We start from the raw sequence: 14,853 nt of genomic DNA, 5'->3' as shown, positions 1-14,853 counted from the left end.
TATGCTAAAAATTATTTTCAGGCTGTAAAACTAAAATTATTTTTACTCATTAATCCAATTTGTTTCTACTAACTTCATTTGATCCTGTCGAATTTATAAAAGTTAGATTATAGAATAATTTTTTATGCTACTTAATACTATATTTGTCAAAATGAAAGCTTAATTTAATACAATAAATTTAATAAAAATAGAAATGAAGCCCACAATTGAAGATTTAATGAAGGTGCTAGCTGAAAACATTGAAGGAATTGAACTGGATAAAATCACTCCTGAAACAAACATAAAAGATCTGGATGGCTGGAATTCTATGAATGCATTATTAATTATGGCTCTCATGGAAACAGAGTTTGATACTTCTGTAAAAGTAGATCAGTTAAAAAATTGCAATTCTATTAAAGAGTTATATAGTTTCATATAAATGGCTTTAATTTCTTTCAAAAACTTAGAATTAAGCGGAATTGCAGTTGCCGTACCTTCTAATGAAGAGTATAATGAATCGTATGAATTTCCTTCGGAGAAAGAACGGGATTTGTTTATTAAAACAACCGGCGTCAGCAAAAGAAGAAAATCTGTAAATCATTTGTGCTCTGATTTGTGTTTTGAAGCTGCAGAAAAACTTATCAAAAAGCTGAACTGGAAGAAGGAAGAAATTGAAATACTGATATTCATCTCTCAATCAAGGGACTATATCATCCCCTCTACCTCTATCCTTTTACAGGAAAGACTTGGATTATCAAAATCATGCATTTGTTTTGATGTACCTTTAGGATGTTCAGGATATGCTTACGGGCTTTCGATTATGGCTTCCTTTATGACGAATGGTCAAATTAAAAAAGGACTTTTACTGGCCGGTGATATTTCATCATTTTGTTTAAATCCAAAAGATAAAAGTACTTATCCACTTTTTGGTGATGCCGGTTCTGCAACTGCAATTGAATGGAAAGAAAACCAGCAAAGCTGGAAATTTGAATTAGGAAGCGATGGAAGCGGAGCAGAAAACATTATGATTGCCGGTGGACATTGCAGAGAACCTTTTAGCACGGACCAATTAGCAGATGAAGAAATTTCTGCAGGAATAACGAGAAATAAACTTAATTTAAAACTCAATGGAGAAGAAGTCTTTTATTTTTCTGTAAATCAGGTTCCTGCTTCTATAAAAAATCTTTTGGCAGACAGCAATATGAGTTTTGAAAATATTGATTACTGGATCATGCATCAGGCAAACAAGATTATGAACGAAACCATTCGTATCAAATGCAAAGTCGAAAAAGAAAAAGTTCCTTACTCGCTTGAGAATTTTGGCAATACGAGTTCTGCCTCAATACCTTTAACTCTTGTAGTAAATTTAAAACAGCGTTCATACCAAAATAAAACGTTATTATTTAGCGGATTTGGCGTTGGTTTGTCATGGGCAAATGTAATTTTGCAAACCCATAATGTGGAAATACTTGATTTAATTGAATTATAGTCATGAAAACTTACGACTTCCGAAATAAAACTTTTTTAATAACAGGAGCATCATCCGGTATTGGAAGAGAAACGGCTTATCGTCTGGCTGAAGATGGCGCCAGTCTAATTTTATTAGGAAGGAATATTGAAAACCTTAAAGAGACACAAAAAAAGTGTTTTTCATTATCTGCGAATTCTACATTTGATTTTTTTTCCCTGGATTTAACAGACGAAAAAGCAGTTGCAGACCTGACGGGTAAAATTATTGCTGTGGATGGAGTAGTGATCTCTTCAGGTAAAATAGAACCTTTCCCTGCATCTTTCATCAATTGGAAAAAAATCGATTCTATGATGCATACTAATTTTTATGCTACAGCGATAATTGTCAGTTTACTTTTAAAACAAAGAAAAATAAAAGACAATGGTTCATTGGTTTTTATTTCCTCAATTTCAAGTCAGTTCCCTCATTTAGGAGGCACACTTTACAGTTCTTCTAAAGCTGCTTTAGAGGCTTATGTGAGAAATGTGGCGTTAGAATTTTCAAATAAAAGAATAAGGGCAAATTCCATTTCTCCGGGAATGGTAAAAACTCCTTTATTTGATGAAGCAGTTGACAATATCTCTGAAGATACCATGAACAAACATTTGGATAAATATCCTTTGGGAGTTGGTTATCCAAAAGATGTTGCCAATTTATGTGCTTTTCTGCTTAGCGACCAGTCGCGCTGGATGACAGGAAATAATATTGTTCTTGATGGAGGCTTGCATTTAGGCACTTTGTAAATTGGAAATTTCTGTCATCATACCATGCTACAAGTCATCTTCAGTTTTAAAAACTGTATTAGCTGAGTTGAAACTTTCATTGGATGAGATTTCATACGAGATAATTCTGGTCGACGATGACAACAGTTTAGATGAAAAAATGATTCTATACGATCTGGAGAAAGAATTTGAGTATGTTAAAATACTTAAATTAGATCAAAATTATGGTCAGCATCAGGCTACTTATCACGGTTGTACAATGGCTAAAGGCAAATTTATAGTTACTATGGATGATGACGGCCAGCACAATCCTGAAATGATCCGAAAAATGCAAGATTATCTCATAACATCAGAAAAAGATTTGGTCTATGCCCGATTTATAAAAATTCAGGAAGATATTTGGAGGAAAGTAGTCCGGAAACTCCTTCGAAATTCAAATAAATCAAAATCATCTTTTAGAATCTGGACACAGGTAATAAATGAAAAGTTAATTGATTCCGGCATTTCAAATAAACTTATAGATAAAAAATTAGCAAAACTTTCTCCCTCTATTGGATATTTTGATATGCTACACAGAAAATCGTTGTTGAAGAAATCGAGATATAAAATCAAAGACTATTTGAAATACCTGAAGCAAACATTTTAAGATGATTATACGATATAAAAACATTGAACTTGAAAGCATCAAGCATCATCATATAGAACAGATCCGGAATTGGAGAAATCTTGAAACAATTCAGAACAAAATGATTTATCGGGAGCATATTACTTCTGATGAGCAGGAGAAATGGTTTGAAGATGTTGTCAGCAAAAATAAATTATTTTTTATATGCAAAATCGAACACAAACCGATTGGCCTTATTTATTCTGACAACATCGACTGGCAGCAAAAAATCAGTTACAACAGCGGTATATTTCTAATAGACAGTACAATTTACGGAACCGGTTATCCTATATTAATCTCTCTTTTATTTACCACTTGCGGATTTAATTTCAACCTCAGGGAAAACATTGTCAGGGTTTTAAATAATAATGATAATGCAATCAATTTCAATAAATCGATAGGTTATGTATTAAAAGAAGAACATCCGGTTTACAGTATATATTCATTGAAAAAAAATGACTTTTTTAATGCCTTTTCAAAATTTCCAAAAGCATTAAAAATTACTGACACTATAGAATTTCATTTCGAAAAAACTGAAACTGATCACTTCATTCAAACAATACTGAAAGAAGAAAATATCGATTTGGGAGCGGATTTTAAAATTATTTCTCACTACTAAAAATTGAGAGAATATATTTTGGCAATCCCAGCAACACAAAAATACTTTTCTTAAACCAGTCCGGGCTCTTTAACAAAAAAGGAAAAACATACACAATTTTTTGAAGCAGCAGACTCATTAAAACCCTGAAACAAATATAGTTTTTCCACTTTTTCAATTCGGGTCTTATTATATCAAGTAAGATAATATATCTTGGAGAGCTGGTCCTGTTCCAGGATTCGTGTTCAAAAGCATCAATAAAACCAAAAGCTTCTCCATTTTCCCACGGCTGTTCAACTCCTTTTACCTTAAACCCACACATTGGAAGGGCTTCCGGAACATCCAAACCAATGTGAATTCTTATCGTTCCATTACAATCTCCTGAATGTGGTTTTATGACACTATGAGGTTCTAGTTTATTAAATGAAAAAGTTAAAATACTTGTATGTTGTTTTAAAAGAGCATTCGTCAGGGGAAACTTTTTCGCTTTTTTGCGTAGTGGAATTCCCCATACTTTTAGTCCAATAGTTTTCCAGTCTTTTTCATTATTTACTAATGAAGTATTAAAATAGGGATCCATTTCATTAACCAGAAGAAACTGTTTTAATTCATCATATAGAATTCCAAGATTTTTTTTAATATCAATCACTTCCGGATAATTGTCAACATTGATAATTGGCGGTTCATCACCAAAATATTTGGCAGTGGGGTCTAAATCATTAAACCAAAGCTGAATTTTTTGCTTCATAAAATGTTAAAATAGTATTACAAATGGTTATCACATCGTCTTCTGAAAGTAAACTAAAAAGAGGCAGTCTGAGCAACCGGTCATATAAATGTGAAGCATTATTACAGCTATCTTGTTTCCCTGATTTATTGCGATAATACTGTGATTGATGCAATGGATAATAATGTTGCCTGGTATCTATTTTTTTGTGGGCCAAATGTTCTTTCAGGCTGGTGCAGTTCTCAGCTGAATCTAACACCAAATACATGATAGTAGGACAAAATGATGTTTGATTTAATTCTGTCCAGTTTTGAATTTTCCCTTTATCTTTTAATACTTTTAAACGGTCATTATATTTTGAAACATTTTTTTTAAGATTGTCCACTGTTTTTTTTGAACCCTCAATCTGACCCCATAGCAAAGCGCATGAAATTTCGTTAAGATTAAATTCAAGCCCTTCATTAGTCCACTCATAAAACTTTTTTTGGGTTATTTTCACTAAGTCTTTATCTGTTCCGTGATTGTAAACTTCATCAGCACTATGATTTATCAAACTGCTGTTTAAGACCATTAAACCTCCCTGACCACAATTTAAGACTTTTGTCTCATGAAAAGAAAAAACCGTTATATCTGCAATTTCGATAATAGTCTGTACTGTTTCTTCAGAAATAATCAAATGTGCAGCGTCTGCAATATAAAAAAGATTATTCTCCTGGCAGAATTTACGAATCTTTACATTTTCTTCAGACACAATTCCGCCATAATACATATCTATTACAACTCTTGTCCTTGGGGTTATCAACTTTTTAACAGATTGCAAATCCATATAAGGACTATTTGCAATTGTATCAGCAAGTTTTATATGGCAACCCCTGTTTTTAATTGCGTTTGCAACGGTTACAAAAGTATATGACGAAATAATTACTTCATCTTGTTGCTGCAATTCGAGAATTATCAGAGCCATACAAATAGCATCAGTACAGGATGATACCAAATAAGATTTTGACGGAAAAAATAGTGTATTAAAATAATGTGTACATTTTTCATGAAATTCTCCCCTGAACAAACTCTTTCCCGAGGTTAAGGCTTTGTCTACATATCTACCTGAATTTTCATTTAAATCAGGAATATAAAAACTAATTTGTTTCATGTGGATTTACCTTTAAGAGTTTAAAAAAACGAAAATATAATAAATTCTAAAAATTACAATTCAAAACTTTTCCCTTGCTCAGGAAAAATAAGTTTAAGTCCCAAACCATTTTGTTTTCTCAACTGTTCTTTAATTTTCACAATATTGTTGGAAGGCGGTTTCAAATGCGTAATTACTATTTTAAATCCGTTCAAAGAATTTTCACCAATTAATTCTTCTAATTTATGAAGTTCATCCATCAAATATTTTGGAGTCAGATGCCCAAATAAAAACTGATCCGGCTGCTCATTTGGGAATGAAACTTCTATAAAAATGCCTTTTAATTGTTTACTTTGTATTATTGGAGCAATTGCTGTCCACAACTCCTGTAAATTATTGCTTTTCTCTACTGCATCCGGACCTGTATCTCCCAGATATAAAACATAGTTATCATTATTTCTAATTAAAAAAGCTGTGCTTTCATAAGGATTGACATGGCTTAAGGAAAAAGCTTTTACTGTCATTTCAGTATTTGTAATTGGCGTTTCATCATTAACATTCAAAGTCTGAAAATGATATTTTTTCAATGGAAAACCCACTCCCTGATCTCCAAAATTTGCCCACGTTTTGTCATTAAAATAATGGTTTTGCATCATCTCCATACAATTACTGGTAGCATAAACTGTTTTTGAAGAATCTGCAGGAGAATTGATGATTAAACCCGAAACATGATCTAAATGTGCATGTGAAATCAAATATCCCTTAATGTATTTTCGCAGCACCTCACTTGCTGAAACTCTGAATACTTTATTTTCAACGGCTTTTTCGATTCCGGCATTAATGGTTCCGGCATCCAGACAGATATAATCTTTGGTGTTCATAGGTGCTACTAAATAGGCTGACAGGTTTTTTTCGTCAATTCCGCCCCTGACTCCTAAAGGAACAACCTGAAAAGCTGCTTTATGAACTTTTTGGGATAATGAACTCAATGAAATCAAACAAGCTAAAAGCAATTTTATAGTTTTCATAATGAAACATTTGTTATTACAAATTTCATCAATTGCAGGCAATTAATTTATGCTGATTCCTGAAAATCCTGTTTAATAATCTAAATTTACTTTTCAATTAAAAAAAAATTACTGCCTAATGAAAAAATTATTCCTATTCTTACTTTTAAGTTTAGTAATTCCAAATAGTTATTCATGTGACTGTTCTGAAAAGCCATCAATTGAAAAGAATTGGGAACTTGCCAGCGAAATTTTTACAGCAAAAATTATTAAAGTTGACAGCTTATTGTATGGAAATTATGGAGAAAAACTATATTCTTTCACTATCACAATAAACAAATCTTACAAAGAAGAAATTTTTGAAGAAAGAAAAAACAGAACTATTTTGTTTACAGATGGTGGTTCTTGTGATTTTCCTTTTTTAATTGGTGAAGAATATTTAATTTATGCTAAAAGTAATAATTACACTCTTAATTGTTCCATTTGTTCCCGAACTAATTTATTAAGCAATGTAGATGAAAAAGAGTTTGTAACTTTAGAAAAACTGCATAAAAATTACATTAAGAACAAGGGAGAAATAAGGATAATAAAATTTCAAAACCACATTCAATATCAGATTGACTTGGTGAAAAATTCTTTTGAAGAAAAATTAAAAACTAAGGACAAAATAATTTACGGTCTATCTCTGTTAAGTTTTCTTTTGTTCATTCTTTTGATAATAATTATAAAAAGAAAATGATTTGATTTTTATAGATAATAAAAATTAAATCTTAAAACAATATCTTTACATTAAAATATCACAATTTAAACCTAAAAAGTTAAAATGACAACAATAGCATCTCAATTTGGAATAAATGAAGCTCTGGAAAAACTGGGCATCAAATTTATAAATGAAGGAACATCTACGGGAATAGAAAGTTTTTCATCAGGAGAAATTTTAGACAGCTATTCTCCGGTTGACGGAAAATTGATTGCATCCGTAAAAATGTCTACAGTTGAAGATTATGAAAGAGTAATGCAGTTTGCGACAGAAGCTTTTAAAACATTTCGTTTAATTCCTGCACCTCAACGCGGAGAAATTGTGCGTCAGTTTGGAGAAAAATTACGTCAAAATAAGGAAGCCCTTGGAAAATTAGTTTCTTATGAGATGGGTAAATCACTACAGGAAGGCTACGGAGAAGTGCAGGAAATGATTGATATCTGTGATTTTGCAGTTGGTTTGTCACGCCAGTTGCACGGTTTAACGATGCACTCTGAAAGACCCGGACATCGCATGTACGAACAGTATCATTCGTTAGGGATTGTCGGGATCATTTCTGCCTTTAATTTTCCGGTTGCGGTCTGGTCCTGGAACACCGCTTTAGCATGGATTTGTGGCGATGTATGTGTCTGGAAACCTTCGGAAAAAACACCTCTTTGCGGAATTGCCTGTCAAAATATAATCGCCCAGGTTATTAAAGAAAATAATTTACCTGAAGGAATTTCATGTCTTGTAAATGGTGATTTTACTATTGGCGAATTAATGACTGCCGATACCCGAATTCCTTTAATTTCTGCCACCGGGTCTACCCGAATGGGAAAAATAGTAGCTCAGGCAGTTGCCGGACGTTTAGGCAAATCGTTATTGGAATTAGGTGGAAACAATGCTATTATTGTAACTCCTGATGCGGATATTAAGATGACCGTCATCGGTGCTGTTTTTGGTGCCGTTGGAACTGCCGGACAACGCTGTACCTCAACCCGAAGATTGATTATTCATGAAAGTATTTATGATAAAGTAAAAGAAGCTCTGGTTGCTGCTTACAAACAGTTACGAATAGGAAATCCACTTGACGAAAACAATCATGTTGGGCCGCTAATTGATATTCATGCTGTAGAAATGTATGCAAAAGCTTTAAACAGAGTTGTTGCGGAAGGAGGAACAATTTTAGTGGAAGGCGGCGTACTCTCCGGCGAGGGTTATGAAAGCGGGTGTTATGTAAAACCTGCTATTGCCGAAGCAGAAAATGTATTCGAAATCGTGCAGCACGAAACGTTTGCTCCGGTTTTATATCTGATAAAATATTACGGTGATGTAGATAATGCAATTGATTACCAAAATGGCGTTGCACAAGGGTTATCATCAGCCATTATGACAAATAACTTGCGTGAAGCAGAAAGGTTTTTATCTGTTGTAGGTTCTGATTGCGGTATTGCAAATGTTAATATAGGAACTTCAGGGGCTGAAATTGGAGGCGCTTTTGGCGGTGAGAAAGAAACCGGAGGAGGCAGGGAGTCAGGTTCAGATGCATGGAAAATCTATATGAGACGTCAGACCAATACGATTAACTATACTACGAGTTTGCCTTTGGCACAAGGAATTAAATTTGATTTGTAAAATAATTAAATACACAAAAGGCTTCCAAAATTTAGGAAGCCTTTTGCTTTGAATAATGGTTAGTTAGCTGGTTTATTATTTTTTAATTATAATTTTTGCAGTGACGTTCGTTTCAGTATAAACTTTTACCAAATAGCTTCCATTGGCAAGATTACTCATGTCAATACTATTATTATTTCCTTGTTGTGCATTTACCAATGCTCCTGTTAAATTATACACTTCTACTTTTTGAATTGCTTTATCAGAATCAATATTCAGTTCACTTAAAACAGGATTTGGATATAAGGTCAGTTTTGCAGAAGCCGCTTCTTCTTCAACTAAACTGTTTGCCGACATACGTGCTGTAGTATTATAAGAGGTCCTGATGTAATACAGATTTGCAACAGAACCTTTTGTTATTGTATTATTCCCTGCAGGAAGTGATACCGTAACAACTCCTGCAACGGCAGTATAAGACACATTATTTACTTTTATTGTTCCAGTAAAATTAGAATCGAATACCAATGTTAGTGTCGAAGCAGCAGTTGTCGTGTATGCAATAGATGTACTGGACTCAATTTTTAAACGGGCTGTCAATGTTAGTCCGGCATAGGTTACAGAACCTGCAGTCGAATTCATATTTCCGGTAATGGCGTAAAATGTACTCGTTTTTCCTGAAGCTGTAAAATTATGAATCTGGTTTCCGGCTGAATTACCTGTAACTGTAATTGTTCCGGATCCTGTAGCTACTGTTCCTGTTCCCGCTGTAGCAATCGAATAAGAAACAGTTGCTGTAGGCGTTCCTGTAATCGTAATAGTTTTTGCTGTTGTATTTTTTACAAAAGTAATTCCTGATGCCGGTAACCCTGTTACTGTAGCATCTGTTGCACTTCCGCCCCAGGTAAAAACAATTGTACTAATAGCTGTACCAGTTGTCACACTTTGATTATTATTGGCAGTTGAAGTAAGGGTTTGAGCACTTGCTGATGTAACTGTAATGGTTCCCGATCCTGTGGCTGCTGTTCCTGTTCCTGTAGTAGCAATAGAATAAGAAACTGTTGCTGTTGGGGTTCCTGTAATCGTAATAGTTTTCGCCGTGGTATTTTTTACAAAAGTAATTCCTGATACCGGTAATCCTGTTACTGTAGCATCTGTTGCACCTCCACCCCAGGTAAAAACGATTGAACTAATTGCAGTTCCACTTGTTACAGTCTGATTGTTATTGTTTGTTGAAGAAAGAGTCTGATTGCTTACAACATTTGTTTCACCCTGTACTGAAACCAATGTTCCCGTATAATTTGTTAGAGCCGATTTTAATGCTGTAATTACAGTCGAAGATGCATCATCTACAGCATTGTCAAAAGTCCATTTTAAATCTCCTCCCGAAACACGACCGGAATATTGCGTTACCTTAGTTTGTGCGACTGCCGGCTGATCGATAACCAGATTTTTAACATACAATGCAGCATTGGTATCAAAGTTATTGTAACTATTGCCACCCAGTTTTGATTTAATACTGCTGCTGATAACTTCTCCTCTTGTTGTAGCTTCAATAGCATCAAACTCAACAGGGTAATTTGTTGTGTTATACGGAATATAACGTGTCTGACCAGTCATAAAGTTATTAAAAGCTTTGATAGTTCCTCCTGCTTCACCAGAAAAAGTACCTTCAGAATCATAAAAAATATCTGTACCCTGTTTAGAAGTAAGCATCGGATATTTACAATTTCTGAAAACATTTCCTTCTATGAATAAAGAAGAACCTAATGTAGATCCGGCTCCGTATTTTGAATTTCCATCATAGTAGTTGTTATAAATATGTGCAGAATAATAACGAACACGAGGGTGACGGGAATCAGAATGATCAAACCAGTTATGGTGATATGTAATATACAAACCAGTTGTCGTTCCTTCACTCAAACCTAAAAGACTGGCTTTACCGCTATCCCAAAAGTGATTATACGACAATGTAATATATGTTGAAGATTTATTATCCAATGCACCATCTCCTTTGATCTGGTCTGCATCGCTTCCTGCATCTCCATAGAACATATCACAGTTATGAACCCATACGTGATCGTTATTTTGCTGCATCCCAACATTATCACCGGCTGTACTGTTACAGTTCATAAACCCGATATTGCTGATTTCAATATTTGATGCTGATTTTAGGCGAACCCCCCAACCATTAGCAACAGCATCATTTCCAATACCTTCCAGTGTAAGATAACTTGAAGCATTGTTAGCATTTTCAATTACGATATCCCCGCCTTCCATAACAGACATATCCGTAATATTACCAAGTAGTCGAATGATAAACGGACGTGTATCTTTTCCTTTTTTAATAGCATACAAAATATTTTGAAGTCCTACACACGGATTGGAGCTGGCTCCGGTAATATCCATTGAAATAGTGTTTTTGGTATTCTTTGTAATATAAAGAATCACGGCGTTGTCTTTCGGAGTTCCATCAGCTTTGTACCCTCCCGGAATCCTACCCCCATCAAAGGCAAATCCGTTACGATCATGCGCCAAAACGGTTAAAGTTCCGGTTGTTGTACCAGTTCCTTCAACACCAGAAATAACCGGTTTAATTTTTACAATATAAGCGCCTGCTTTTAGCCCTGGAATATCAGCACGATAGTAAGAACCATAGCTACGGATTAACTGATTGTCAATTTTTTTATCTGTAAAACCGTTTCCCGTATAATAAACATTGTAAGTTTGGGCATTACTGACAGGCTGCCATTTTACAAACACTGATTCCAGCCAGCCGGCTGATTCATTAATTTGCTGCGACCATGTTTGCATTGATACAAACAAAACGGCCAAAAAAAATAGTTTTTTTCTCATTTGTGGTTTGGTTAATTGATAGTTATTATTAAGTGGTTTTTATTTTTTTATCGAATTAAAATTAAGTGTAATCGATTACGTAAAAATAAATAAAATTATATTATTCATAAAAATTTGATATTAAAAAAACACATTAATCAATAATTTAATTCTTTAAACAATTAAAATGTAATTTGTTGCACAAAATGTAATAAATTACACCTTTTTTAAAGTTCCTTATTTTGCTAAGGTTTAGATACATTTTCAAAATTAGAATTAACATAAAATAACTTAAATAATCATTTTTGTTTTTATACATTTGAATATGTTAAATAATCCTAAATGTGTAAGAAAAAAATTATAATTCAAAATTAATTAATTAAATAAGTTTAAAAATTTCATTATTGTATTACAATCGGTAATAGCAAATAATAAAAAAAGGCCCCCAATTGGAAGCCCTTTAAGAATTTTCAATACTAATTATTTTTTAATAATTTTCTTTGTAAAAGTACCCTGATCTGTAGTTACCCTTACTACATAATTCCCCGTAGCAAGATCGCTTACATCCAAAGCATCAGCCTCATTTGAAACATTTTTCACCAACGCACCAAACATATTATAAATCATAATACCATTTACTTTTTGCCCTTCTGAAGATAAATACAATTGATCCGAAACAGGATTAGGATATACTGCTAGTTTTAGAGCCTGAACATTATCTTCTAAACCCAATGTCGGATATGAAGTCTTGACATAGTACAATGTTGTAGTTCCAGAATCCCTGCTTAGTGTATGATTTCCTGCAGCAAGGGTTAAGGAAATAATTCCTGAAGAAGCTGTTCTGGATATACCATCAATTTTAATCCTTGCACCCGCTTCTGCAAAAACTAAGGTCAAAGTACTCTCTTGAGTCGTAGTATAGCTAACAACACCGGCTGATGATTCTATTTTTAAACCTTTAGTTAATGTCAATCCATTATAAGAAACAGTTCCTTTACTATCAGATAGATTTCCTGTAATAGTATAAAAATTATTCACTAAAGTATATGTAGCGGTAAAATTATGTATTTGATCACCAACAGAAACTGCATTAACAGTAATTGTTCCCGATACAGCAACCGGAGTTCCTACATTACCCGAAGTCATTACCGTAAACGTTACTGAACCTGTAGCAGTTGGCGTACCAGAAATTGTAATTGTTTTTGCTATTACATCTTTTACAACATTAAGCCCAGCAGGCAAAGTACCTGCTTCCGCATCTAGCGCATCCCCGCTCCATGTTAAAACAATCGGAGCAATAGCTGCACCCAAAGTTATTGTCTGACTATTATTATTACTAGTTGAAGTAAGAACCTGGCTGCTTGGAGGCAGCATTGTAATTGTTCCGGAATCTGAAGCAGAAGTCCCTGCACTTCCTGTAGTCGAAACTGTATACTCCATAGTTTCAGTAGGTATTCCTGAAAGAGTTAACGTTTTAGCAGCAGTATTTTTTGTAGCAGTGATTCCATTTGGCAATCCTGTTACAGATGCGTCTGAAGCATCTCCACCCCAAGTGAATACAATATTGCTAATTGCAGTACCACTAGATACTGTTTGATTATTGTTGTTTGTTGTTGCTGCTAAGGTTTGATTTCCTGGAGCTACTGTTTCGCCCTGAACAGCAACCATTTTTGAAACATAATTTGTAAGCGAAGTCTTCAATGCCGAAATTACCAGGTATGAAGTATCATCAACAGAATTATTAAATGCCCATTTCAAATCCCCTCCCGAAACACGGCCTGCATATTGAACAACCTTCGTTTTAGCATCAGCAGGAGAATCTATTGTCAGATTTTTGACATATAAGGCTGCATTGGTATCAAAATTATTATATGTATTTCCTCCCGATTTTGAAGTTACCGTAGCCGGAACAACTTCATCCCTGCTTGTAGCCAAATAAGCATCAAAATCAGATGTTGAGCTAATTTTTCCTGCAATATTATATAAAGGATTGGTATCGCCATAAGCTACAAAACGCATGCTATTTGTGGCAATATCGGCATCAAATGTATTATTGAAAGCTTTAATAGTTCCTCCGGCCTCTCCTGAAAACGTACCCTGATTTGCCGCATCATTTGCCTGCTTGCTACTACTCCATATATCAGTACCCTGCATGGAAGTCATCATTGGATTTTTGCTGTTGCGGAAATAATTACCCTCAATAAATAAGGAAGATCCCGAAGTTGAGCCCGCTCCATATTTAGCATTACCATCGTAATAATTGTTGTAAATATGGGCAGAGTAGTAACGAACACGTGGATGGCGAGAATCTGAATGATCAAACCAGTTGTGATGGTAAGTAATATACAATCCAGTGGTTGTTCCTTCACTCAGTCCCAGGAGGCTTGCTTTTCCACTATCCCAAAAATGATTATAAGATAATGTGATATAAGTTGAGTTTTTATTATCTAATGCTCCATCACCTTTTATTTGATCCGCATCACTACCTGCATTTCCATAAAACAAATCATTATTATGAACCCAAATATGGTCATTATCCTGCTGCATACCTATATTATCACCGGCTGTACTATTGCAGTTCATAAAGCCAAGATTACTAATCTCAATATTCGATGCTGATTTAAGGCGAACCCCCATTCCGTTTACCACAGCATCATTTCCTACACCTTCTAATGTAAGATAGCTACTTGCATTATTTGCATTTTCAATAGTAATATCGCCACCTTCCATTACGCTCATATCAGTAATATTACCAATCAAACGAATAATAAATGGTCGGGTATCATATCCTTTTTTAATACCATACAAAATATTCTGGAGTCCAACATAATTTGTAACAGCTCCTTTACTACTGGTGACAATATTAAAAGCAATAGTATTCTTAGTATTTTGAGTAATATACAAAATCACAGCTCCTGTCTTAGGTGTACCATCAGTCTTATATCCCCCCGGAACACGACCGCCATCAAAAGCGAAACCATTACGGTCATGAGCAATAACAGTCAGACCAGATATTGTTGTTCCAGTCCCTTCTACGCTTGCCGTAACCGGCTTTACTGTTAAGGCATAGCTTCCTGCTGCTATACCAGGCACATCTGCCCGAAAATAGGTTCCATAACTACGAATCAGCTGCTCGTCAATTTTTTTGTTTGTTTCTCCTCCACCAGTATAATAAACATTATAACTGTCGGCTCCCGCTACAGGTGACCATTCTACAAAAGCTGATTCAAGCCATCCTGAGGATTTTGTAATGGTTTGCGCTTGAAGTTGTAGAAAAACTAATAGCAAAGCCATGTAAAGTAAAATTCTTTTCATAAATAGTGGTTTAA

At 34.4% G+C, this 14,853-nt stretch carries 12 protein-coding genes; 7 read left to right on the top strand and 5 right to left on the bottom strand.

The genetic code is table 11. The features are described from left to right. The first annotated feature begins 193 nt into the window (after positions 1-193). The 5 genes from GXM16_RS00535 to GXM16_RS00515 are packed head-to-tail and all read left to right on the top strand — an operon-like array spanning position 194 to position 3,494. The gene (locus GXM16_RS00535) at positions 194-418 is read left to right on the top strand and encodes an acyl carrier protein (protein WP_163391686.1); all 225 of its coding nucleotides are present in this window, start codon (positions 194-196) and stop codon (positions 416-418) included. Then, positions 419-1,468, top strand: a complete 1,050-nt coding sequence (locus GXM16_RS00530; RefSeq protein ID WP_163391684.1) for a 3-oxoacyl-ACP synthase III family protein — start codon at positions 419-421, stop codon at positions 1,466-1,468. A gap of 2 nt (positions 1,469-1,470) precedes the next feature. Then, positions 1,471-2,232 carry an SDR family NAD(P)-dependent oxidoreductase gene (locus GXM16_RS00525; RefSeq protein WP_163391682.1) on the top strand — a complete coding sequence of 254 codons (762 nt, stop codon included), beginning with the start codon at positions 1,471-1,473 and terminating at the stop codon, positions 2,230-2,232. 1 nt (position 2,233) lies between these two features. Further along, a complete protein-coding gene (locus GXM16_RS00520) occupies positions 2,234-2,857 on the top strand; it encodes a glycosyltransferase family 2 protein (RefSeq protein ID WP_163391680.1) in 624 nt (207 codons plus the stop codon). A gap of 1 nt (position 2,858) precedes the next feature. Further along, entirely contained in the window at positions 2,859-3,494 is a 636-nt protein-coding gene (locus GXM16_RS00515; RefSeq protein WP_163391678.1) for a GNAT family N-acetyltransferase, read from the top strand. Here GXM16_RS00515 and GXM16_RS00510 read toward each other — a convergent pair. Genes GXM16_RS00510 through GXM16_RS00500 form a run of 3 tightly spaced genes read right to left on the bottom strand, consistent with a single transcriptional unit; the run spans position 3,478 to position 6,357 of the window. After that, the gene (locus GXM16_RS00510) at positions 3,478-4,221 is read right to left on the bottom strand and encodes an aspartyl/asparaginyl beta-hydroxylase domain-containing protein (protein ID WP_163391676.1); all 744 of its coding nucleotides are present in this window, start codon (positions 4,219-4,221) and stop codon (positions 3,478-3,480) included. The genes GXM16_RS00515 and GXM16_RS00510 overlap by 17 nt on opposite strands. After that, positions 4,193-5,350 (bottom strand): aminotransferase class I/II-fold pyridoxal phosphate-dependent enzyme, encoded by a 1,158-nt coding sequence (locus GXM16_RS00505; RefSeq protein ID WP_163391674.1) that lies wholly within the window; start codon positions 5,348-5,350, stop codon positions 4,193-4,195. Before GXM16_RS00505 ends, GXM16_RS00510 begins: the two co-directional genes overlap by 29 nt. 53 nt (positions 5,351-5,403) lie before the next feature. Then, a complete protein-coding gene (locus GXM16_RS00500; protein ID WP_163391672.1) occupies positions 5,404-6,357 on the bottom strand; it encodes an MBL fold metallo-hydrolase in 954 nt (317 codons plus the stop codon). 118 nt (positions 6,358-6,475) lie between these two features. On the opposite strand from GXM16_RS00500, the gene GXM16_RS00495 reads away from it, so the two are divergent. Next, on the top strand, positions 6,476-7,075 hold the full coding sequence (locus GXM16_RS00495) for a hypothetical protein (protein ID WP_163391670.1): 600 nt from the start codon (positions 6,476-6,478) through the stop codon (positions 7,073-7,075). A gap of 84 nt (positions 7,076-7,159) precedes the next feature. Then, a complete protein-coding gene (gene amaB, locus GXM16_RS00490; protein WP_163391668.1) occupies positions 7,160-8,713 on the top strand; it encodes an L-piperidine-6-carboxylate dehydrogenase in 1,554 nt (517 codons plus the stop codon). A gap of 75 nt (positions 8,714-8,788) precedes the next feature. Here amaB and GXM16_RS00485 read toward each other — a convergent pair whose 3' ends face one another. Together GXM16_RS00485 and GXM16_RS00480 are read right to left on the bottom strand one after the other, a co-directional pair. Then, positions 8,789-11,545: a pectate lyase family protein gene (locus tag GXM16_RS00485; protein WP_163391666.1), complete on the bottom strand. Its 2,757-nt coding sequence runs from the start codon at positions 11,543-11,545 to the stop codon at positions 8,789-8,791. A 459-nt stretch (positions 11,546-12,004) separates the two neighbouring features. Then, positions 12,005-14,839 (bottom strand): pectate lyase family protein, encoded by a 2,835-nt coding sequence (locus tag GXM16_RS00480; RefSeq protein ID WP_163391664.1) that lies wholly within the window; start codon positions 14,837-14,839, stop codon positions 12,005-12,007. Positions 14,840-14,853 lie beyond the last annotated feature (14 nt).

Origin of the sequence: Flavobacterium limi (genome assembly GCF_010645075.1) — a bacterium.
Lineage (GTDB): Bacteria > Bacteroidota > Bacteroidia > Flavobacteriales > Flavobacteriaceae > Flavobacterium > Flavobacterium limi.
Note: the sequence above shows the minus strand (reverse complement) of the source record. Positions and strands in the feature narration are given on the sequence as shown.